The sequence below is a fragment of the Bacteroidota bacterium genome, from assembly GCA_039111535.1.
Classification (GTDB): Bacteria; Bacteroidota; Rhodothermia; order Rhodothermales; family JAHQVL01; genus JBCCIM01.
This window is the reverse complement of sequence record JBCCIM010000018.1, coordinates 30,618-53,794: the sequence shown is the minus strand read 5'-3', so window position 1 is coordinate 53,794 and position 23,177 is coordinate 30,618. Positions and strand designations below refer to the sequence as shown.

Annotated in this window: 15 protein-coding genes and 1 tRNA gene; 3 read left to right on the top strand and 13 right to left on the bottom strand. The window is 50.8% G+C overall.

Annotated features, from left to right (window positions below):
• Positions 1–133: 133 nt before the first annotated feature.
• Positions 134–217 (top strand) — tRNA-Leu (locus AAF564_05095).
• A 127-nt stretch (positions 218–344) separates the two neighbouring features.
• On the opposite strand, the gene AAF564_05090 is transcribed toward AAF564_05095, so the two are convergent.
• From AAF564_05090 to AAF564_05070, 5 genes are all read right to left on the bottom strand, one after another.
• Complete coding sequence (locus tag AAF564_05090) at positions 345–1,022, bottom strand: DUF4956 domain-containing protein (GenBank protein ID MEM8484900.1); 678 nt, start codon at positions 1,020–1,022, stop codon at positions 345–347.
• Between the two features lie 36 nt (positions 1,023–1,058).
• Positions 1,059–1,856 (bottom strand): polyphosphate polymerase domain-containing protein, encoded by a 798-nt coding sequence (locus AAF564_05085; protein ID MEM8484899.1) that lies wholly within the window; start codon positions 1,854–1,856, stop codon positions 1,059–1,061.
• Positions 1,857–1,862: 6 nt separating this feature from the next.
• On the bottom strand, positions 1,863–2,909 hold the full coding sequence (locus tag AAF564_05080) for a hypothetical protein (protein ID MEM8484898.1): 1,047 nt from the start codon (positions 2,907–2,909) through the stop codon (positions 1,863–1,865).
• Positions 2,910–3,265: 356 nt separating this feature from the next.
• Positions 3,266–5,020: a serine hydrolase gene (locus AAF564_05075; protein MEM8484897.1), complete on the bottom strand. Its 1,755-nt coding sequence runs from the start codon at positions 5,018–5,020 to the stop codon at positions 3,266–3,268.
• A gap of 80 nt (positions 5,021–5,100) precedes the next feature.
• A complete protein-coding gene (locus AAF564_05070) occupies positions 5,101–5,559 on the bottom strand; it encodes a hypothetical protein (protein ID MEM8484896.1) in 459 nt (152 codons plus the stop codon).
• 165 nt (positions 5,560–5,724) lie between these two features.
• On the opposite strand from AAF564_05070, the gene AAF564_05065 reads away from it, so the two are divergent.
• Positions 5,725–6,819 (top strand): sialidase family protein, encoded by a 1,095-nt coding sequence (locus tag AAF564_05065; protein MEM8484895.1) that lies wholly within the window; start codon positions 5,725–5,727, stop codon positions 6,817–6,819.
• Positions 6,820–6,870: 51 nt separating this feature from the next.
• Here AAF564_05065 and AAF564_05060 read toward each other — a convergent pair whose 3' ends face one another.
• The 6 genes from AAF564_05060 to AAF564_05035 all read right to left on the bottom strand — a co-directional run bounded on the left by AAF564_05060 (position 6,871) and on the right by AAF564_05035 (position 18,405).
• The gene (locus AAF564_05060; GenBank protein MEM8484894.1) at positions 6,871–7,563 is read right to left on the bottom strand and encodes a hypothetical protein; all 693 of its coding nucleotides are present in this window, start codon (positions 7,561–7,563) and stop codon (positions 6,871–6,873) included.
• A gap of 106 nt (positions 7,564–7,669) precedes the next feature.
• Positions 7,670–8,698, bottom strand: a complete 1,029-nt coding sequence (locus AAF564_05055) for a tetratricopeptide repeat protein (protein MEM8484893.1) — start codon at positions 8,696–8,698, stop codon at positions 7,670–7,672.
• 296 nt (positions 8,699–8,994) lie between these two features.
• Positions 8,995–11,880, bottom strand: a complete 2,886-nt coding sequence (gene uvrA, locus AAF564_05050) for an excinuclease ABC subunit UvrA (GenBank protein MEM8484892.1) — start codon at positions 11,878–11,880, stop codon at positions 8,995–8,997.
• Complete coding sequence (locus AAF564_05045) at positions 11,870–12,820, bottom strand: hypothetical protein (protein MEM8484891.1); 951 nt, start codon at positions 12,818–12,820, stop codon at positions 11,870–11,872. The genes uvrA and AAF564_05045 overlap by 11 nt, the downstream gene beginning before the upstream one ends.
• A gap of 112 nt (positions 12,821–12,932) precedes the next feature.
• Positions 12,933–16,490, bottom strand: a complete 3,558-nt coding sequence (locus tag AAF564_05040) for a PKD domain-containing protein (protein MEM8484890.1) — start codon at positions 16,488–16,490, stop codon at positions 12,933–12,935.
• A 1,303-nt stretch (positions 16,491–17,793) separates the two neighbouring features.
• Entirely contained in the window at positions 17,794–18,405 is a 612-nt protein-coding gene (locus AAF564_05035) for a hypothetical protein (GenBank protein MEM8484889.1), read from the bottom strand.
• A gap of 629 nt (positions 18,406–19,034) precedes the next feature.
• Here AAF564_05035 and AAF564_05030 point away from each other — a divergent pair.
• Complete coding sequence (locus AAF564_05030; protein ID MEM8484888.1) at positions 19,035–19,799, top strand: response regulator transcription factor; 765 nt, start codon at positions 19,035–19,037, stop codon at positions 19,797–19,799.
• On the opposite strand, the gene AAF564_05025 is transcribed toward AAF564_05030, so the two are convergent.
• On the bottom strand, positions 19,786–22,467 hold the full coding sequence (locus AAF564_05025; protein MEM8484887.1) for a serine/threonine-protein kinase: 2,682 nt from the start codon (positions 22,465–22,467) through the stop codon (positions 19,786–19,788). The two genes, AAF564_05030 and AAF564_05025, sit on opposite strands and share 14 nt — an antisense overlap.
• A 75-nt stretch (positions 22,468–22,542) precedes the next feature.
• Positions 22,543–23,115: a sigma-70 family RNA polymerase sigma factor gene (locus tag AAF564_05020; GenBank protein ID MEM8484886.1), complete on the bottom strand. Its 573-nt coding sequence runs from the start codon at positions 23,113–23,115 to the stop codon at positions 22,543–22,545.
• Between the last annotated feature and the right edge of the window lie 62 nt (positions 23,116–23,177).

The window sequence follows — 23,177 nt, the reverse complement described above, 5'->3', positions numbered from 1 at the left end:
CTGACTTTTAATCAGAGGGTCCCAGGTTCGAACCCTGGCGGAATCACAAGAAATGTCGAATTACGAATGCCGAGTGCCGAATTCTTTGATTCGAAACTCGGCATTCGACATTCGGCACTTCAGATATCCCCTTGCCCGGGTGGCGGAATTGGTAGACGCGCCGTCTTGAGGGGGCGGTGGCCGCAAGGCCGTGCTGGTTCGATTCCAGTCCCGGGCACATAGATAAAACCCCTAACTCCTTGATATTTGCAAGTGGTTAGGGGTTGTTTGGTTTTAGGACCTCTGCTTGAAAACGCAGCCTATCACTGCAACACCTCACATGCGATCATGGCGGAGAAGAAAGGTTAGTTCATCGCCTCGTCATAGAAAACATTTACACGAGAAACTTGCGCAATATCACCCAGCGCGCGAGTTAAAGCTTCTGCCTCTTTGGGGTCTTTCAGGAAGACGTAATAGGTCAGATCAAGGGTGTCGCTGCCCTCAGCAGTGCGCAGGTTAACCAGGCGATGTTTACGGGCATATCGATTAAAAACGTCCAGGTAAGGTGCCTCATTGCCCGATGCCGCAGCGTTTTCATTGGCTGCCGGCGTATCGTCGAAAGTGAATTGGACGAGGTAACTTTTACGATTTAGGGCAGCAAAGTTCGTTCTAGACGTAATCAGAATGACGAGTCCGACAGCCAGAGTCCCCCCAAGTGCAAGGCCGTACATGCCCACGCCGGCTGCCAACCCGACAGCCAGTGAAAAGAATACAAATACAATATCCTGTGTATCTTTCAGCGCCGTTCGAAACCGTATAATTGACATGGCTCCTACTAACCCAAACGCCCGCGCGAGGTTATTGCCAATGACCATGATGATCATCGCAGCAATCAACGTCAGGTAGAGTAGCGAACGCACATACGAAGGTGTATAATTTGAACCGCGGTACGCCCACTTATAAAAATAGGTGATGATGAATCCACACAAAAAAGCCACCCCAAGCCCCAATATTATCTGGCCGGCGGTTACTTGTGGATTCATGACCTGAGTAAAGTTATCCAGCATCTACGTTTATGGTCAGGACAGTGGGGTAAGGGTGTGTAATGGCACCGCAATATCGGTGGGTTGACTGACAATCGTTTGATCACGCCGCCCAATCGTCAAATCGAATCGGTCAATGGCCATGACATACTTTGACAAAGCTTGTTTTTTTAGCTGATGCCGGCTCAAGAACGGGCGCAGCCAAACGGGATAGAAGTGGTCGAATTTGACCTCTAAAATAAAATGGCCTGGTACTACGTCGTACAGGCCCTTCTCTTCATACAAACCATCCATTGCAGGATACAGGCCGGCGCGCAGGTTCTTGTCCAATGTCAGCCGCAAAGATTCTTCCGCATGGCCTTCAAAAGCTTCTCGCTCATAAACCACCAGATTAATCGGCCGCATGGGTCTTTTTCGCGCATGAAACAGGAAGGCCCGCATATCAGCATCCGCCTGTGGAGAAGGCATTAACGGCACAATTGAACCAAGGGGATCAGCGCAATCGAGCAAGCTGGCAGCAGCAAGGTATGGCACCTGAACGCGCTGTTTTTCAATCTTCGCGCCCTCTTTCCGCTTGATTTCGAGGAAGACCGGACTTTCATTTAGCGTGCCTTCGTTGTACCCGCGAATGCGTAATTTTCGGCGTTTTTCATAGCCTTCAATCTTTTCGATGTAGAAATCGAGCGAAGGCGTATCAAGATAGATGCTGCGAATGGTGTACCCGCGCGTTCCTCTCAGCTTGCTATACTTATCCGGTTTTGCAAAGTGGGTGATAACGTTGCGCAATTCATCCAACAGTATGCTGGGTACCAGGTATTTGAGCTCATTACGCATGACGGTTTAGTTAAGCATGCGTTTGATATAATCCATCAACCCAAGGCTGCCGGCTTCTACAGCAGCATCTACCATCATACCGGGGTGTAACCCTGCCACAGGCTCAGAAATAACGGCGGTAGCAATAAGCACCTGCTGGTTATTAAGCTGGTGAACCGTGTTGCCACTTCGGTATACCGTCCCCACAACAGCATCTTCGATGCCAGGCACCCGAAAATGGACGTCCTGATCTGGCTGTATGAGGTGATGATCTGCTGACTCCACAGGCATAATTACAACAAACGCCGTAGGATCGCGGAGCACAAAGAGGGTGTCGCTATATGGGTATCGTGCTACTTCGCCAGCAAAGGGTGCTGTAATGGTGAATTGATCGATACGGGTTTGTAAGACATCTAATTGACCTTGCAGCTCGCGAACCTTTGCTTCAGATACAGCAAGTCGCTCCTGGCTTTCCCCTGTTTCCCGCGCATCAAGCAGTGCCTGCGCAATGGCGACATCAGCTTTGTACACCAGGTCCTGGCTCCTGACTGCTTCAAGCTCCTGCGCAGAAATCAATTGCTGGGTATACAGGGTTTCGGTGCGGGCCATGACGTTGCGATGGCCTTCAAGTCGTGCCTCTGCGCGTTCCAGTTCTTTACGGGCGCGTTCTACGAGCGCCGGCTTGTCTCCAGCCTGGGCAAAACGCAAAGCGGCCAGCCGGCTACCCAAATCTCCCGTTAATTCGGCAATCTGGCGCATGGCATCGTTCGAATAAAGCTGACCGATGGTATCGCCGGCTGCAATATGGGTTGCCGTTTGTGCTGCAGGGTGTAGTCGAAACTGCATATTATCCCCGCGTTCAAACCGTTTCACGCTGTAAGACTCTGTAGCACCCTCGCGATGGTCGAGAATACTTCCGTTTAGTGTGCCGTTACCATCCCGCACCAGCATCCACTCCTTTACGGGTAGTATTTCGCCGCGTAGATCAACGGTATACCTGACCGTCTCCGGAAGCAAAAAAAAGCCAGTAGCAAGTGCTACCAGGATGAGCAAACTGTATATCGATTTTCCCATAAATCAATCGCGCTGGGCCGGCAATATGACTTGGCGGCTCATATACCCGGGCGCAGCGCCTCGTACACTAAAGGTCGTTGGTGGTGTTTTATCTTCAAGCCAGACCTGAATGGGGACTAACGAGGTGTTAATATACTGTAAACAAACCCTCAAATGTACTGCTCTATTGGTAAGAGCTCCTTAATATTTTGTAGTTGAGGAATTGAAATTGCCTGAATGCACTTGGACCCACAACGGGCGTATCGCGCGTTGTAACCAGACACTAAAAATGCGATCACATCTTATCGATGATGATCGCATTTTCACCTATCGCGAGACAGATATCGAAAGCGAGTAAGATATATCGCGAAACAGGGTTATTTAACGCGCTTGGCCGGCGCTTCTCGCCCCCCTTGATACAAGGTCACCTGGTCGGCAATCCCGTCTTCTGCAACGCGAAACTCCAGTTCAGCCTGCACAACTTTCAGGAAAAAGCGAACTTCAGACTGCGCAAATATTTCGAGCCTCGGTTGCCCCGTAGCCTGGGCATACAGTTGTGCCCCTTCCAGGGTAATCGTAAGCTCGAACCCCGGATTAATTTCGTACGTCCCCACATAGCTGGCCAGTATTTCTGGTGCTACTTCAATCTCCTGGCCCAGCGATTCATCAACTTCAACACCCATCTCCGCCAACTTCTCTTTTGCATTCTCATTGCGTGGGTTCAACGTCAGCGATTTCTCGTAATGGGCAATAGCTTTTTCGTGGTCACCACGTTCCATATAGGCCTCACCCAGGCTGTCCCAGGTGTTGAACGCGTCGGGATAGGTTTCAGTGTTGAGCGTAAACATCGCCACAGCTGCGTCGACCTTGTCTTGCTGCAACAATGCGTAGCCCAGGCCATTCATCCCCTGCTCCGAAAAATCGTATGCGTCTTGCTGCTCAGCGTACAATCGGTTATATCGATTAACGGCGGCCTCGATACCTTTGGATTCAATCAACTTCGACATTTCCATGACGATTGGTTTTTTCGGCAACTCAGCATCAAAACCATACAGAATGTCAAAAATACCCTTGCTAATAGATCCCAGGACCGTCCCGCCGGTATTATTCAGCAATACAACAAGGTGGCCCTCTTCTGGTGCACGCTCCAGTATTGTGTTGAAGCCATTTATCCCGCCTCCGTGACCAATAATAACCGATTCTTTGGACCCGTCACCAAATGCCCGGTCGTCATCAATGAACCAGCCGTAACCGTAATCATTCATATACGGTGTAAACATTTTCTCCTTCAGGTCCACTGACAGTAGCTTATCTTTGGACAGCGCACGATCCCAAAGAAACAGGTCTTCTACGGTTGAATACAGTGAGCCGGCAGCATAGGGCAGCGACATATCCAGATAAGGAGCGGTAATATATCCCGCTGCGCCGCGTTCATACCCAGTAGCCCGTTTTTTCAGGATCGCTGCGTGGGTATCATACCCGGAATGTGCCATTCCCAGCGGCTCAAAAATATAAGCTTGTAGCGCATCTGCATACGACATCCCGGTCACCTTCTCGGCAATCACGCCAAGCAAGAAATATCCGGAGTTATTATAGCGCCACGTTGAACCCGGCTCAAACTCGAGGGGCAGCGTGGAGAAAACTTCTATGAACTCGTCAGGTGTGTATGGATCTCTGCTTTTTTCATTGAAGAATTCGGGCAGGCCTGTGTAGCTTGGGATACCCGAAGTATGAACAAGCAAATGATGGATGGTCACCTTATCAGCAACAGCACCCGGGTAATCGGGTAGATGCTTGCTGATATAATCAGCAGTTGAGAGCTTGCCTTCTGCCTCCAGTTGGAGAATTAACGCAGCCGTGAATTGCTTTGTGATCGATCCCAATCTAAAACGGGTATCTGCCTCATTGGGCATGTCCCATTCCATATTGGCCATGCCATAGCCCTTCTTGAAGAGTACCTTGCCCTTTTCAGCAACCAGGACCGTCCCGTTAAAGATGCCGTAATCGTGATAGGCTGCAACCAACCTGTCGATTTGCGTTGCTTTCTTTTGCGCAGCAGCCGGCCCCACCAGCAACAATGCAAAAAACAGTAAAAGGGATTGCCGGACCAGGGGAGCGGGAAAGATGGACATAAGCCTCAACGGGTTGTGTGGAAACAGCATACCCAGCTGCCTACGCATCAATGCCTACGCCAGTTACACGTCCGTTTTGCCTAAAAGAAGAACAAGCCGCGTCCGTAAGGCAGGAATGGCCAGGGAATGCCGGCAATCACAATCAGCAGACAAAGCCCAATCCAAATCAGCAGAAGTTTGTGTTTTCTCGCTGGATCTTGCTCTCGTTTTGCGCGCGCAATCCCTACATGTCCAACAGCGATCGCCAGAAACATGGCTACAAAGTGTTCAACTACAAAAAAGCGAAGCGAAGAGTCAGCCATTGCTTCTGACATGTTACCAAACGCAGCCTGCGTGATCGGACTAAAAACAAAATATAGGGCAAGTCCGAGGATGAATTGAATATTCAATGCCCAGAAGAGCACAAGCGCAGCGTTCTTATCAACCCCCGTATACGTTCCTTTCTTCATTCCTCCAAAACTCCTGAATAGAATCAGGACCATGCTAATCAACAAAATCCAACGAACCCAGGAGTGCGTTCCCAGTAGCGCAGCGTACATAATCTGATCACGATTTAATTAAGGTTGCGCACAATATACTATTGCTTACCAATTAAATACGCGCTTCAACAACAATTAAAGACAAGCACCCCTGGCGGGGCAATTTTCTTTTAATAGCCAGCCTTTTTATAATTGTGCAAGCTCTGTTCACCTGCCTACTGCCCTATGAATATCCGATACGCCTCCATTTTACTCGCAAGTATGGTGTTCGTATTCGCCGGATGCAACAAAGACACGTCCGATGCCACCTGGTCACAACCAAAACTCGCCAGGCTTGTCACAAGTGCCTCTTTCATTTATGATGAGGCTCCTTTCCCCTCAGCCCATGCCTCAACCATTGTTGAAACCCCGGCGGGAATGGCGGCTGCCTGGTTTGGCGGAACAGCAGAACGAGACCCGGACGTTGGCATCTGGTTTTCGAGTGAAACAGCATCTGGGTGGACACCTCCTGTTGAAGTAGCCAATGGTATGCAACCCGATGGCACGCGTTATCCAACATGGAATCCTGTACTGTTTCAAGCTCCGGATAATGGGCCTCTGCTGCTTTTTTACAAAGCCGGCCCAAGTCCAAGCGAATGGTGGGGGTTGGTGCGTACATCAGTTGACAATGGCGAAACGTGGTCTGAAGAAACGCGACTCCCCGATGGGATCCTGGGGCCAATCCGGGCAAAACCCGTATTGATGGCAGACAGTTCGCTACTCGCCGGCTCCAGTACGGAGCACGATGGTTGGGTGGTTCACATGGAACGCCTACGCAATCCGCGTGCAGACAATATGTGGACGCTTGAATACCTCGCTGATTCTACCTCGTGGGAAGTTGTAAACGACCTGAATGACCCCGAACAATTTGGCGCCATTCAACCAACCATTCTCGCCCATAGTCCAACAAGGTTGCAGATTTTATGTCGATCGGTGCAGGGTGTGGTAACAGAAGCCTGGTCTAAAGATGGCGGCATCACTTGGGATGCGATGCAGGAAACGACCCTGCCAAACCCAAGTGCCGGCATTGATGCACTCAGGCTCCAGGATGGTCGATTCCTCCTCATTTACAATCCGACCCGCGAAGGAAGGGAGAAGCTAGGCCTTGCGGTCTCGAAAGACGGCAAGCAGTGGAAATCTGTGGCGTTGCTCGAGCACGCTGCCGGCGAATATTCCTACCCGGCCATGGTACAGGCAGCAGATGGCAGCATTCATATCACCTATACCTGGCAACGCGAGAAAATTAAATACGTTGTTGTAGACGCACAAATAATTCCCTAACGATATCCACCACAGGTACACGCATCAGTTGACGCTGTACCCAGTAACTTATCACCACAGGAGAGGATGGCATATCAGGGCAAGCCCTTCTGTTTCCCATAGCTCTTCGTTGGCTGCGCGGTGTTCAGAATACCATGTTGTTCTTGTCCTAATCCGGTCAAATGTATTTTTGAGTAGCTCTTGCGCCCTGTTCTCTTCGTTAAGCACAAACCAGCATTTTACGTCGATGTCCTGAAAAGCAACGCGAAGCTGATTATTCTGCACCGCCCTTATACTCTCAAACGGAAGCTGATAAATACCCTGAGGAAACACGTGTTGATAGCTACTATCCTGTGCACAACCGTATGAGTTCTCGATACGAATGTCTTCCACATTATCCATTGCTATCTTTTGCAATGAATCCGAAGGCAGTATGACAAATCTGAACCCCTTCGGGACCTCGACCATGTGCACAACAGGATATATCCGAAGGGTATCCAACTCCGGGCCGGAGGCTGTCTTATTTGTCAGGACAGTCTGTCTATCGAGCGTACCGGGTGTATGCCCACCATACGCGTCTGTTGTAGTTTGCAGTTTACCACTTGTAAGATTGCCATACATATCAACAACCTCTACATCATAGACCTCACATAGCGGAGGATCTACAATCGCCGGCATTACACGGCCACTAGCAAAGGCTAAAATAAAGTAAGACAAAGGAAGAAAAAGGGCGCACGTCAGGTGCCAGCTGTTTCTGTTGTTCATCAAATCTGATATCTAGACAGCAAGGATTCAATCATGCGAACATGAAAGAACCCTTGCCTTGCGTATGATTAAAATTCTAAACAGCAAGATCAGTATACATCGGAGACTATTGACCGCCCTGTGCAGAAATGGACTCCCAGGATTTGATGGCCGATGCAGCCCGTTGGGCCAGTGCAGCAAAATCTGGGTCGCCGGCTGAATTGGCTTCGGTAATACCTGCAACACGTGCCTTGTTAGTCACAGCACGCGTGTACCCTTCATCTAGCGCCACAGCTGATTCATAAGCTTTTTCTGACGCCCTGAAATAGCCTTTATTTTCGAGTACCATGCCCAGGTTGTTGTGAAACACAGCTACTTGATCATTGATTTCGATGGCGCGAGCCAGTAACGGCAGGGCATCGTCAAACTTGCGCTGGCCGATCATTACAAAAGCCAGGTTGTTCATTGACCACGCATCTCGGTCATTGAGCGCAAGTGCTTGCTTGTAGGCCAGTTCTGCCTCTGGCAGCTCACCCAACTGATGGTGTGCGCGGCCTTTGATGCGATACGCATCGCGGGCAGATGGATCAATAACCAGGGCCTTTTCAACTGCTGCCAGGCTCTCATTTGGCTGATTTAAGGCCATATGTGTCCGCCCAAGGTTTACCCAGCTTTTGAGGTGCTGCGGATCTATTGACGCTGCTTTTTGCAACGCCTGTACTGATTTCTCAAGATCGCCGGCCCGTTTTGCCGACAGGCCAAGCATATAATATCCCCAGGCATTTTCGGGTTTGCGTTGCGTATACCGGGTAAAAAGCTCGGTAGCTTCGGCATAATTTCTCTCTCTAAACGCAGCTTCCGCTTCCTTGTAGGTTACTTTGCGTGTGGTGTCGACGGTCGCGATAAGTGCCCCACCTTCTTTGCCATCAAGCGCAGCCGAAATATTTTCTACAGGGACTGGCGTTACGCCTGTTTGGGTCGGCTCAATATCTGCCGGCGTAGCATCCAGTGCTACCGTTTGCGCCGGCGCGAACGTAACGCGTTCCTCTTCGATAACCCCGTACTCCCCCTTGCATCCAACAGCAAGAAAAATGAGGGCAATGAAACCGCCTACGGTTAGACTTGCGACAATGCGGGCTTTGTTTTTAATAGACATGATGTCCTCCTTTGGTTTGTTTTGCTTGCGGCCCTGCGGCCAGGTTACCACCCTCAATTACAAGCAAGAGGCCAAACTGGAGAACACTACGCAAACGAAGCCCCTAACCTGTTGGCTAACAACGAATTAGGAGATAAACACATTTCTTAAAAAGACCGCAAAAACCGTGACATGTGTCCTGGTGGACACAGGTATCAGGATGCGCATGTGTCCATCAGGACATACCTATTGAAGAAGATAGTTTTGTGCAGGATGGTTGAACCCTTAATTTGACGCATTCACAGCCGGCATTGCGCTTAGAGGGGATCGACTAAGAGTGGCATTAGAAATCGACCCGTATGGCTTTCGGGCACGGCTGCAACGTCTTCTGGCCGGCCGGCGGCGACAACATGTCCGCCTTTGTGCCCTCCTTCGGGCCCAAGATCAACGACCCAGTCAGCCGTCTTTATCACATCCAGGTTGTGTTCAATGACAACAACTGAGTGGCCGGCGTCTACCAGGCTGTTGAGTGCTTGCAACAAGCGATCGATGTCTGCAAAATGTAATCCAGTCGTAGGCTCATCCAGGATATAGAGCAAATGTTTGCCCCGCTTTACCTTACCCAGTTCAGCAGCCAACTTCACGCGTTGCGCCTCACCGCCAGATAAAATCGGGGCAGGATGACCAATCTTCAGATATCCCAGTCCGAGGTCATGCATGACACCCAGTTTACGCCGAATCAATCGCTGGCCTTCAAAAAAGGCAACACCATCCTCAATAGACATCTCCAGCACATCAGCGATATTCTTCCCATTCCATACAATCTCGAGCGTGTCCGCGTTGTAGCGCGCGCCTTTGCAGGTGGGGCATTGTACTTCAACATCGGGCATGAAGGAAAGCTTCGTCGTTATGGTCCCTTCACCGCTGCACTGCTCACAGCGCCCTCCTTTTACATTAAAGCTGAACCGAGAAGCAGTGTAGCCGCGCGCTGTTGCTTCTGCTGTGCCAGCAAATAGCTTTCTGATGTTATCGTATATCCCGATGTATGTCGCAGGATTGCTCCGGGAAGACCGGCCAATCGGACGCTGGTTAATATGTATGACGTCATCAATGGCTTCGTGACCGGTGATTGTCCGGTACGCGCCAGGTAAAACCCTGCTGTCATGTAGTCTTGCAATCAGGATTTTATACAGGGTTTCATGCAGAAATGAGCTTTTGCCTGAACCAGAAGCGCCAGTCACGCAGGTGAATGCGTGCATGGGGATGTCAATATCGACGTCCTGTAAATTGTTATGCCGGCAACCGGACACCGCGATCCGTCCATTGTCTAACGTACGCCGTTCATTCGGCACGGCAATTTCTTTGGTCCCTGAAAGATAACGCCCCGTCAACGATGCCGGATCTGTCATCAAAGCTTTGGGCGGACCTGCAGAAACAACTGTACCACCGTGTATCCCGGGGCCCGGGCCAATTTCAATGCAATAATCTGCGCCGCGGATGGTGTCTTCGTCGTGCTCGACAACAATTACCGTATTGCCAACATCTACAAGCTTCCGCAGGGTAGAGATCATGCGCGCGTTGTCTTTAGGATGTAAGCCGATACTCGGCTCATCAAGGACATAGAGCATGCCCATTAATCCACTGCCAATTTGTGTTGATAAGCGAATGCGCTGCGATTCACCGCCTGATAGCGTGCCGGCGCGTCGTTCCAGGCTGAGATAATCCAAGCCGATACCCACCAGCAACCGCAGTCTCCCTACAATTTCCCTGATCAACACTTCAGTAACTGCTGCTTTATCTGAATTTGCATCAACACCTTCCAGAAACGAAATGAGTGAATGAAAATGGGTACGACAGAGCTCGGGCAAGCTTTTGCCACCAACAGTAACCATTTCTCGTACCCGCTTCAAGCGCCCCCCTCTGCAGTCCGGACAATCGTAGGTGACCATGATTTTGTCCAGATAATCTTCTGTCCATGTATTGGCATCTCCTTGTTTGCGGTAGCGATGGTAGTGCTGTTCGATTTCATTTATAATGCCTTGAAATCGAAAATCACGGCCGGCATAGTGGGCGCCTACTTTTGCCTCTGGTGGCACCTTTATAGTAAGCGGTTCTTCAGGGCATCCCTCAAAAAGCAACGTAACCGTTTCTTCAGCCAGATCAGCAAACGGGGTGTCGAGTGAGAAGCCGAAGTGTTCAGACAACGTATAGAGGACGCGCCCCGTCCAATTCCCCGGATTGTATTCGCGCGTGACAATTGCACCCTCGCGAAGGGAAAGACCTGGATCTGGGACCAGCAGTTTTTTATGGACACGTTTTCCCGTCCCCAGCCCCGAGCATGTAACGCAGGCGCCCGCAGGATCGTTAAACGTAAAATCGCCGTGCTGCAGGGTTAAGCTCACCACGTGGTGTTTGGCACATCCAAAGCCCTTGAAAAAAGTTTTTTCTTGCGCGGCTGAAACGCCATCCTTGAGTACAAAAGAAAGCAATCCATCGCCAAGTTCGCGGGCGTTGCTAAGCGCAGCAATTACCCGACGGTCAATCCCCTTTTCAATAATAAACTGATCGACAATCGCCTCGACATGGTGGTCCTGTGACTCGTCCAGTTCAATTTCGTCACCCAGGTCCACAAGGGTGCCATCTATAGCGGCTTTGCGGTAGCCGTGGTGCCTGATTTGCTCCAGCAGTAGGCTCCATTCTTCGCCCCATACTTTGCCAACGGGTGCACGCACTTCAACGACAGCGCCGTCCGGAAGAGAGAACATGTGCTCCAACATTTGCTGCGGACTACGCGCCGTCACAGGCGCTGCACACCAGGGGCAATGGACTTGGCCGATGCTGGCATACAGCATGCGCAGATAGTCCTGAATGTCGGTCATGGTACCAACAGTACTTCGGGGATTTTTACCAACTGTTTTTTGATCAATAGAGATCACGGGAGACAACCCGTTGACAAAATCTACATCCGGTTTTTTGAGTTGAGATACAAAACGGCGGGCGTAAGCCGACATAGAACTCATGAGCCGGCGCTGCCCCTCAGCATATATGGTCTCAAACGCCAGCGATGACTTGCCCGAACCACTGACGCCCGTAATCACCACCAATTGATCACGGGGAATATCCACATCGATATTCTTGAGATTGTTTTCCCTCGCCCCGCGTACCGAAAGAGTGGTGCGGGTGTTTACAGGCTCAGGCTTCATGGACGAGATAGGCAGGTTCTTCGAGATGGTGGCGGCTTTTCTTTGTCAACAGCATTTCTGCAGCCAGCTTTTCAAGCGCCCCTTGTTGTACCAGCCATTCACAGGCAGATTCCAGATGCCAGGGATGCAGTTGGCTATAAGCAAAGTAATTGGCCAGTTCTGAAAGAGACACCACCCGGCGTTGTTTCTTCAGGTATTTCATCACGGGTGTCATGTGTAGTGCAGCGTATTCCTGCAGCCACCCTTCTCCCTGGAGCAAAGCCTCTTGTAGAGCCGGCCTCTCTGGACCTGCGACCAGTAGCGCGGTGTACATTTTGGCAAACAAGCTCGGCTCAAGTTCGACCGCGCGATGCATCGCATGCGTCTCACAAATTTCGCCCGCCATCACAACATGGGTAGCGGCCAATGCATGTGCAGCATCCAGCAAGGCCTGCCAGGCCCTGTGGTCGTCTTGTTTTATTTCAAGCAGCCGGCGTGCATACCGCAGCTGATAGATGAACCAGCAGGTCATCATCATAACTTCTTTCTGCTGGTCTTTGGTAGCTATGCTATTGGCTTCCTCGAACCAGTCTGCAATGCTTTCATCTACACAATAAATCAACGACCGGTGTGCAAAGAAGTTGTACGAGAAGGCCGTTCGAGAAGTACCCTCAACCATCCGCTTGAACCGGGCACGGGGAATGATTTCAGCCCACAGATTCACATCATGTTCAACCAGAATACGCCAGATGCGGTGCGCTTCGCCATCGCTTTTTTGCCGGCGACTGACACCGTCCGCCTCTACAACCCACAATCCAAGGCCATCTTTGCGCCATACCGTCTCCTCATTCAAGGAGCCGATCTGCACAACGGCCAACACCCAGCGGTCTTCCTTCACACGCGAGACAAAAGCATCGCGTGCATCAAGGTATTGCTGTAGTTTTCCCTGAATCTCTTCCATGGTCTTGTACCTTTTGTTTACATCAACCTGTCGCTTGTAGGATACTGTACAGGCTATGACATCAATACGGCATATCTAAAACAAACCATTAGAATGCCACGCATTATGACGCCTATGGTGCGCCAAAAGGGACAACCACCAATCGCCTGCTGAATGTCTGGCTTCCTTCAGCCAATAAAACGCGTATTTGGCAAATATATACCCCTGCTGCCAACCGAGACGTATCTACCCGTAGTTTCTGATTAGCGCCGGCGTTTAGTACGTACTGTTCACTATGCCACACACGTCCAATCATATCATACAGCAATACGGATACCTGCGCCTCATCGGGTAAATCGAGAGACATATGGCTGTCGGAAGTAGCCGGGTTAGGATAAAAATGTCCTACCCGGATTGAAGTGGGTCTATGTTGCAACGGCATATCCAGCCGATCTGAAACCCTATGGGATCCGTTTGGATACGGATCGATAAGCACCCTTGGGCTTTCTGCAGGCCCCACACCTTCCGGTACATAGTCAGGATCAGTGGTTAGCAACAGGCGGTCTAGCACCACGCCATCTTCGCGCATCCAGACCTGAATTAACTGCTCTCCGGTTGCAGGAACGTTTATCCGGGCGCGCCGGCTCGCGTTTTTTGTATTGTACCATACCCATGTATCTACCGGTTTATCGAACCTGGTCTCGCCGATCATACTAGCGGATTCAGCAGTGCCGGCATATATCGTGCTTGCATCCGCTTCAGGTCGCATTCTGACCCAGATATAGTATGTCCCTGTTGTGATAAACAATACCGGAAAGTGCAGCGTAGCATTGTCCACCATAAAGTTAGCGGTTACGCTGTGGCCATTGTCCGGCAATACTTGCATGCCAACCGCCGTTTCGCTGCCTGTCATTATTTGCGCCTCTATCCAGGTATCACCGGTGATACCGTTGGCAGATTGGGCTACGTGGTGTTCAGCCTCCATAACAACAAGGCCGGCAACTTCTACAAAAGTACCTGTAACATCGTCTTCTCCTTCAATCAGGAGGAGCTGTATACCCACATCCCCTTTCAAGCCCGTATCGTCTTTTACTTCTAGCGTCACATAATAGCTGCCGGCCGTGGTGTAGACGTGGACGGGATGCTGAAGTGTAGCCGTTTCTCCATCACCAAAATCCCACAACCAGCCGGCTACTTCGCCATCTTCATCTGTACTAAGGTCTGTAAATTGAACGCTGAGACCATCAACAACAAACGTAAATGCGGCCACGGGTGGGAGGTCAACAGGCGGCGAGGAGACCATCACTTCTTCAGCAACACTGGCGGTCAGGCCTTCGTCATCGGTGACCGTAAGTACTACCGTATACGTACCCGCCTGCATATACGTATGCGACGTTGTGGCTGATGTCGCCACCTCACCATCTCCAAATTCCCAGAGCCATGCAACTACGGACCCATCGTCGGTACTTGCATCCTGAAAAGTTACCTGAAGGTTGTCTACTGTAAAGGTGAAGGCAGCGCTGGGAGGCGTAGGTAGATCAACCTCCTCAACAACCACATCGCGCGTTTGTGTTGCAGATAACCCTTCGTCATCCTCGACCAACAGCGATACGCTGTACGTGCCGGCATCGCTATAACTATGGGTTGGGTCCTGTGTTGATGCCTGATTGCCATCCCCAAAGGTCCAAAGCCACGACACAAGGGTGCCATCGTCCGTACTCAGGTCTTCGAACTGAACGGTTAGTGCGGTTGCTGTATAGGTAAAGTCTGCCACGGGAGGTTCTGCAGGAGGCGCCGGCGAATCAATGGCAATTTGCTCCGAAAAGGTATCTGATAGCCCATCTGAGTCAGTTACAGTTAACAAAACGGCGTACGTACCCGCTGCGGCATACGCGTATTCAGGCGACTGTTCGCTGGATGAACTGCCGTCCCCAAAATCCCAACTCCAGGCAACCAGGGCCTCGTCATCAGCGCTTGTATCTGTAAACATGACCAGCATGCCTTCCACGGCATACGTAAAGCCTGCTACAGGCGGCGCAGGGGGTGGCGCCCCATCACAAATTGCTGCGTGCTGTGGATGCACAAAACCCTGCGCCCCCACACCATCAAGCAATGCATTGTTTTCAGAAAACCCACATTCATCTGCTTCATCCGCAAGATAGGTACCGGGTGGCAACGCTTCGATGTCAAATGCAGCTTGAGAGCAGTTCCCCAGCGCATCCCAGCATACAGCCACAGTGCCATCTCCAGCAAAAGATTCTTCGATGTGCATGTTGCTGTAGGTGAATGGATCAGCGCTGCCAGCATCCAGGTCGCGTACAAAGCCGGCGTCTCCCTTGTTGATTAACAGGTTGTTTTCCCATACGATATCCTCGCTTGTATATGGGAAAGAGCGACACGTAGGGCATCCTGTTTTGAGCATGATGCCTTTTACATCGTCTGCAGTTGAATAGACCGTGTTATTTTTGATGGTCACATTGCGCGAATCAGCTGCAGCCAGCCCCACGCTGATGCCACATCCAATATTATCTGCGTCCTGCGTATTAAATACCACATTGTTTTCAACGCGCCCGTCATCGCTGATGTATTCTACAAAAATGCCCCGGCCGGCATCGCGGGCGCTCAAAGAAGAAGTCACATCATACGTATGGTTTTCAATATCCAACCAAATCCCAAACCCGTTGTTGTCTGCAGAATAGAAACGGTCAATTTGCAAATCGCGCGTAAAGGAAAACTTGGTCCCGCCACCGCCCCAGCAATTGTCGTAGCCTTTCCAACCGTTGTTGCGAGAGATGGCGTGATCCAGCACCAGTGCGTCAACCCAGTCGTTAATCTGCCAGCCTGATGAGGTTGAAAACGAGGCATCTGCGCGGATCCGCCAGCCGTTTTGCCCGTGGGCTGCAGCTTCTACGTCTTGCATCGTGACCCGATCTGCACCGTACACAAGAATCCCGGCGCCTGCGGTATACCGGACATCCACATTTTCAATCAGATGGTCACTGCCTTCCACCTGCAGGATCCCGTCATCGGGCATCGAAGTCCCGTACCATATGCTCAGGTCTTTTAAGGCCACACCACTGCTTGAAGCAGACAGTTTTAACACGTAGGGATATGTGGCACCTTCTATGGCAGCCAGGCCGTCGCTGCCGGTGTATGGCTGCAGCCACACCGCCTCTGCACCTGCGTCATAATAAAAGGTGCCGGCAACCACAGCAGACTTAGACAAGACCTGCGCAAGCCGCTGTTCATTTTCCCAAAACCCCAACGTGTTGCATAACCGGTCATCCATACCAACATCATTTGTGAGGTTATTACAAAAAGGCGTCCCGTCAAATGAGTCACCCCACACCCACGGTGCCGTGTATTTGCCTTCAGCGGGTACCAATTCGGGCACAGCAGCTCCATAGAGAAAAACACCGGGTGCGGTCCCTTGTAACGTTATGTTGTCCAGGGTGATCTCGAGTTGCTCGCGGTAGATACCGGGGAGTATGTTAATAACGTCACCATCACTAACAACCGCCTGCAGTACATGGTTAATTGTCTTGCATGGCGTAGTTACTGTACAAGTCTGTGCGTCGTTGCCGTTGGGCGCAACCCAGTGGGTCTGCTGCAAGGCATAGACAACGGAAGACTTGGGGGCGATAATAATCGCGGCGAAAAGGAGCGTAACGAAAAAGGAAGAGCGTATCATGGCAACATTCGTTTGTGATTGAATACTGCCTGATAGACACAGGGCACAACACATTCATATTGTTTATACCTGCACATTCAGGATAGGGAAAGCTGTGCAGGGCAAATATGTAATTGTTGCGGAAAGAATTACATGCCTGCATTCAAGCTAGAATGAAGCATGTATGAAGACTTTTGAGAATTGGTTTAAATGCCTGCCGGCATTTTTACAGGATTATGGGATGCCACAGGCGCACAAATAGCCTGCTTCATGCGCCATTAGAGGCGGCGGGATTGCCGGTGGTCCGGCTGAAAAAATGCCAAAAATCCGATCAGGAATACAAAGGCGAGGAGCGCGAATAGTGCCATAGCGGCCAGGGGTTTTTGCCCGAATAACGGGCGGATTCGAGGGTGTTTCCGGTGAATATCGGACGAAGAAATGATGGATTCAGTTTCCGCCTAACCCTTTAAATGCCTCGATATGCGCAATTTAACACATTCACAGAATAGTTCGGCCACAACCTCCACAGTTTGAACACACTTTTGGCATGCGCCTTTTACCTGCGCCGGCAGCTATCCTGCAAAAAGTCCTTCTCTCACTTGCCGAGGGATAGGGCTTACCGGACCACGGTGATATCGCCGGCAAGCAGTATACGGAGCAGGTACAAATCACCCTTCTAAAAAATCCACGTGGCACAGAGCTTGCAAAGACGTGCTTCGCCCTGCAACATTGCAGTGCATCTGTTCTTTTATTCAAGATCTGATAGTGAAGTCAGGGAAGCAGTCTGTGCAGAGGAGATCTTTCTACATCCTTCGCCTTTCTTACGGAAACGGATCACGGCTGGGCTTGAAGCACAGTTGCCAAACTTTTATGACACTTTCGGCACATTACGATTTGGTAACAGCTTATATTATAGCATGCCCTTCCGAGGCCCCTTTCCTCACTCGCTTTTCGTAAAGCTTTAATCCCTTTTCCTTGTATGAGACCGAGTAGTACAAACTCATGGGGCACTGCGTTTAGCCTGGCCTTGGCTATTCTCGCTTTTCTTTTCATTTTCCTCTCTGTTGCCATTCTAGGCTTCGGAGGTTGAGCGGGGGATACGTGTGATGCCGGTTTTGATTCAGGTTACGGATAACTAGACGTGTTTGCTATCAGTATTTAAAAGCTATTGTCTCTGTTATATTATTCGATTAAACAGGTAATACAGGCCCAGGTGTCTGTAACCTGAATCAAAACGACTTGCGCTACCCGGAAAACCGTGCATTTTTTCCTCTCCAGCACGGCAAACCAAACCCGGGGCGGATTTATAAAAAGGGATTTGGCATCAGGCCGACAATCCGTCGCCGCCTGTTGCTTCTTCGTTTTCCCAACGTTCTGGAATCTGACCGCCCAGGTCGCGAATTCTCTTTTTCACCTGTTCAATGCGTTGTTGATGGGCAGGGTCACCGTTGTTGTCTGCCCGCAGCATATCGAGGGCTTCTATATACTGGTCTATCGCCCGATCTCGCTTTCCTGTACCCTCATCTTGTTGCGCACGTTCTACCAGCAACAGACTCCGATCCCGTTCCAAACGCTTGCGCCAGCGTATCTCATTTGATTTACCAAGTTGCGATTTGTATTTGTCTACCGCTTCGGTAAGCTCGGTGATGTATTGTCCCTTGGCTTCAGTTGGCGCTTTCTTCGCTTGCTTTAGCGCAACGTTGAAGAGGCTTTCGATGTGTTGATGCGTGATGGTCCGCTCTGCATTATAAATACGGGCCACAAGCTCCTGCGGCGAAGGCTGGAGGTTAACCAGCCCTTTTTCGTAATACGGAATAAGGTCACGTAACTGCTCAATGGCCTGCCGCCCTTTTGCAAGGCGCATATCTATCTCCTTTGCACGTCGCATTACGTGCAAGTTCTCATTCAAAACCCGCGTTGCATTGAGCACGCGCATTTTGACATCGGGTTCACATTTTTGGCACAGGCCGTCTTTGGATATTTTGAGGAGCCACCCAGAGTTTCCGCACCATTTGCAGTTTCGCATTGGGTCAGAGTTGCCGTTCAAGCGCAGTTAATGTCGATCTACACCCCGGTATGCTTTTCCCGGTATAAAGAAGTGGGTAAGCATGAAGCCGGACATACGACTGGAATATGTACTCACGTCTTATCTGACAGTTGCACAATTAATTCACAGAAGCAAATTATCTACTCTTTTGTCCGTTTCTGAGCCTTTCACGGGGTATTCTACCTCTTATTAACAGCCTGGCTGAGAAAAAGTCAAACACCATTCAGAAAAAACAACTCATCCTTAAGCGCATCGCCAATAGCCACCAGCAAACCGGCGGTAATGCGCGGATAGCCGGTCAATCTCGAAACGATACGAATTCGTCAGAATGACAATGCCTCGAATCATGAAGCAAATGTAACGGCGAAACTGGGCCAAATAAACAGGTTTGTGTGTCGGCATGCTTGTTGCAAGTACCCAAACTGCCTTAACGAGGCACCCTCCATCACAACTTATCAAGCCCCCTTTGTTCTTCACCTGGTGAACTCGCATCACCTTATAGATTAGGAGTGGGCTACGTGATTATACCCCAACAAAAAGACGCAAACGGATCTTTGGTACGACGCATTCGCGTACTTGTCATTGATCGCCATCCCGCTATTGGTGATGCTTTCTCTAGCCTGTTGAAACATACGGAAGACATGATCTTCTGTGGCCAGGCCACCACTGCTTCGGAAGCATACGACCACATCACCATAGCAAAACCGGATGTCGTGATCATCTCCCTGTCTCTGGACGATGCTTATGGGCTCGACTTGTGCATGCAACTTGTTGCCCAACTTCCCAACCTGCACATCCTCATTTTCTCTCAGTATGACGAGAAAATCTTTGCAGAGCGCGCCATCGAAGCCGGCGCAATGGGCTACATCATGAAGCGCATGAATATGCAGGATGTCCTCGAAGGCATCCGTAGCGTAATGCGTAATGAGACGTTCCTGAGCACCTCAATGACCGCACGGCTGCTCAATAAAATTACCAAGGGCGCAGCTGCAGTTAAAACAGAAGCGATGGACCTGCTGACGCACCGCGAATTGGCTGTGCTCCTGATGATGGGAGAAGGCGCGAGTCCTCAAGACATGGCTGACCGGCTCAAGCTCGACCGAAAAACGGTCGAAACGCATCGCCGGCGGGTAAAAGAGAAGCTAAATTTCGAAAGCGTCTCCGCCCTGCTGCACTTTGCAACCCAGTGGCGCCATGCCCAAGGCACGCTTACGCCGCATGAAAGTGGCACCGATACACAGACGACAATCAAGGTTCATAAACCGGTAATCAGTCCTTCTTAGCGCGATCGAGTTCATCGCGTACCAAACGATGCAGTGCCCGCAAACTATCAAGTTTAGCCGGCCACTCAAATGCCCGCCCTTCCCCGGCCAGTAAATCGATTAAGGCGATTCCTTTGGCATACTCCTCGCTTGCCTGTTGCAGATGTAGTGCAAAGGCGCCCGAGCGCTGCTCTGCTGCTGCTTTATGCACATCAGCCGTTACCAGGTAAGACTCAATCAAATTGGATTGCCAGATGCCGTTCAGGGAATCCACGGCAATAACTTTTTCAAACACCTCCACTGCTCCCGCACAACGCGCCAGGGCAAGGTCAAATTTTGCGTTTGTTGCATAAAACAGACACGAAGATCGCAGGGAATTACCGAGTGCATTGCCGGCTTCCCCGTGCGTTTCATCTAACTGGTAGATTTCTCTACGCAGGTTGATGGCCCGTTCAAAATACCCCGTTGTCTTTTCCACATCCCCAGATTCTTGATGGGCGTTCCCCAAAGCTGAAAGCAAGGCCCCAACCGTCTGTTTGCCCAAAACATTGGTGGTATCTGATGCCTCCATGCCTTTGGCAATTGTCAGGGCTTGCTCGAGGTATTGAATGTTTTTCGCTTCGTCACCCATTGCGTTATAAAGTCCGCCCATTTTACTGAGACAAGTTGCATAACACGACTGCAGCCGCGGGTTCAGGGCTAGTTTTTGGCCTAATGCAGCCAGGCGCGGACAGGCTTTGGCTTCCAGGACCTCAAGGGCATATGCCGGCGCGCCGCTCCAGCGATAGGCATCCACTGCATAGTTGTAAGCCCGCCACAAATCAATTTCAAAATCGACATGCCCCGCTTTGGTTTGCGAGAGGGATTCGAGTTCGTCGATCGCCTTTTCAAGAATCTCCTTTGCTTCGGGTATGTCGCCTGAGAAAACCAGCCACCAGCCCAACTCACTTCTAATGCGCCCTATATCGTGGAGTATGACATCATTGGGTTCATTTTGATATTGTTGGCCAAGGGAAGCCAACGCTGCGCTACTCAGCACGATGGCTTCTTCATTTTCACCACCCCACGACTTTACAACAGCGAGCCGCGCTTTTGCCAACGCAAGCGCGTGTGTATCCGCATGCTCGTCATCTCCCTGTTCTTGCAGCGACTCCCGAAGCTCCAGCGCTCGGCCATAATAAGTCCCGGCTTCTGCCAAATTGCCAAGATTGGGAAAGTGAGGATCACCATAAATCTCACCCACCCGGTTGTATGCCTCTGCGAGTTCAGCTTGCAAGCCTGGGTCTTCGGGAAAAGCCTGTCCCAACATATTCAGATATTGCTCAGCGTTTTTCACCAGCAGCCTGCGGGCCGGCGTTGCACCCGGCAAATCGCGAATAGCATCATGGATATCGAATAGCAACGTATTCGCCATGGCGCGCACCGCATCGGTGCGTTCTTCTGCTTTCTGTTGCGCAACAGCAGCCCGTTGCGCCTGATAAGATGTCGAGACCACTCCTCCAAGCAATGCAAACGCAAAAACAATGGCAGCGCCAACACCCCACCGATGACGATTTACAAATTTGGAGAGCCGGTAACGCGCTGTTGCAGGCCGTGCTGATACGGGCAATTGCTGCAAAAACCGGTCAATGTCTTCTCGTAAAAGCTCAACAGATCCATACCGGCGTTCAGGCTCTTTGCGCAGCGCCTTCATAACGATGTTGTCGAGGTCTGCTGCAATCTTTTCCTTCCCGGTTGCAACGTCCCGCGCCATCTCACTCGGACGCATAGGTTCTTGCGTACAAATTATCCGCTCAATTTGCGTTGGTGAGAGATGCCGGACATCATACGGGCGCTTGCCGGCAAGTAGCTTGTAGAGCACCACGCCGAGTGAATACACATCGGTTGCTGTAGAAACAGGTACACCCCGCACCTGTTCAGGGCTGGCATACTCGAGTGTCATCAGTTGCATCCCGGTGCGGGTTTGCGGCCCGATGCTCCCAGCTTTATCGTCGAGTAATTTTGCCAGCCCAAAATCAAGCAGCTTTACCTGGCCTTCAGGAGACACCAGGATATTGGAAGGCTTCAGATCGCGGTGTACAACCAGTTGGCGATGGGCATAAGCAATAGCCGCGCATATAGACCGAAAAAGCTGAAGTTTCTGCACTACATCATATCCCTCTTGCGCACAAAATGTATCGATAGGCAATCCATCTTCAACGTACTCCATTGCGAAATATGGCCGGCCATCTGCCGTAACGCCACCATCCAATAATTTGGCTATGTGTGGATGTGCAAGAGAAGCAAGGATCTGACGCTCATGTTTCAGCCGCTCCACATACTCGGGATTGTATGCATCCTGCTTACCCACTTTGATTGCAACATGGTGCTCAAAGGCGCCATCAACGCGCTCTGCGAGGTACACCATGCCCATACCGCCACGCCCCAATTCACGCACAACACGATAAGCACCCAACACAAGTCCTGTTGCTGCCTGCGGGTCCACCAACTCCACAGCTTTCAACGCAGAGGTATGCACCGCATTTTCTAGAAAGGCGGGATTTTCATTGTACGAAGCCAGTAACGATTCAACCTCTGCTTTCATTTGTTGGTCAGGCAGCCCTTCCAGCAAAGCGTGCCGCTTGTCAGGCGAAAGTGCCAGGGCTTCGTTAAATATCTCCTTTAGCTTCTGCCAGTTTAGTTCACTCATGGGTCAGACAACTTGGTTCAGCGCATGCTCTTTACAGGTAGGAGCGTCAGAAAGGGTAGATTCAGCTCAAATAAGTCAGCTTTTTTGTTCGTTAACAGCGCGATGTAACCAGGCTTTAGCAACTTTCCAATCGCGTTTCACGGTGGCCGGCGACACGCCCAGGGCCTCGGCGGTTTCGTCGATGGTCAGGCCGGCAAAATACCGACATTCAACAATGCGACACAACCGGCTGTCGATTTCTGCCAGCATATGCATTGCCTGATCCAGGGTTAAGAGATCCTCCAGTTTGTCTTCAGTGCACACCTGTACATCATCAAGGTGCAAATCTGGCGTTCCTCCGCCCCGCTTTTTTCGGTTGCGCCGGCGGGCGTAATCAATGAGGATGCCGCGCATGGCGTGTGCTGCTACGGCAAAGAAGTGCGTTCTATTCTGCCACGCAGCCCCCTCTTTTCCCGCCAAATTCAGGTATGCCTCATGAACCAGGTCTGTTGTATGCATCGTGTGACCGGTGCGCTCTTTCTGTAAATGGTGATGTGCGAGCCGGCGCAGCTCTTCGTACACGAGTGGAATCAACGATTCAAATGCTTCCGTTTCTCCTGCCCGCCACTTATCCAGTAGCTGCGTCACTTCATCAGAATCTGGGGTCATGTGATACTCAAGAACTATTTCAAACGTGGGCTAAGCAACATTAATCTATAAAAATATTCATG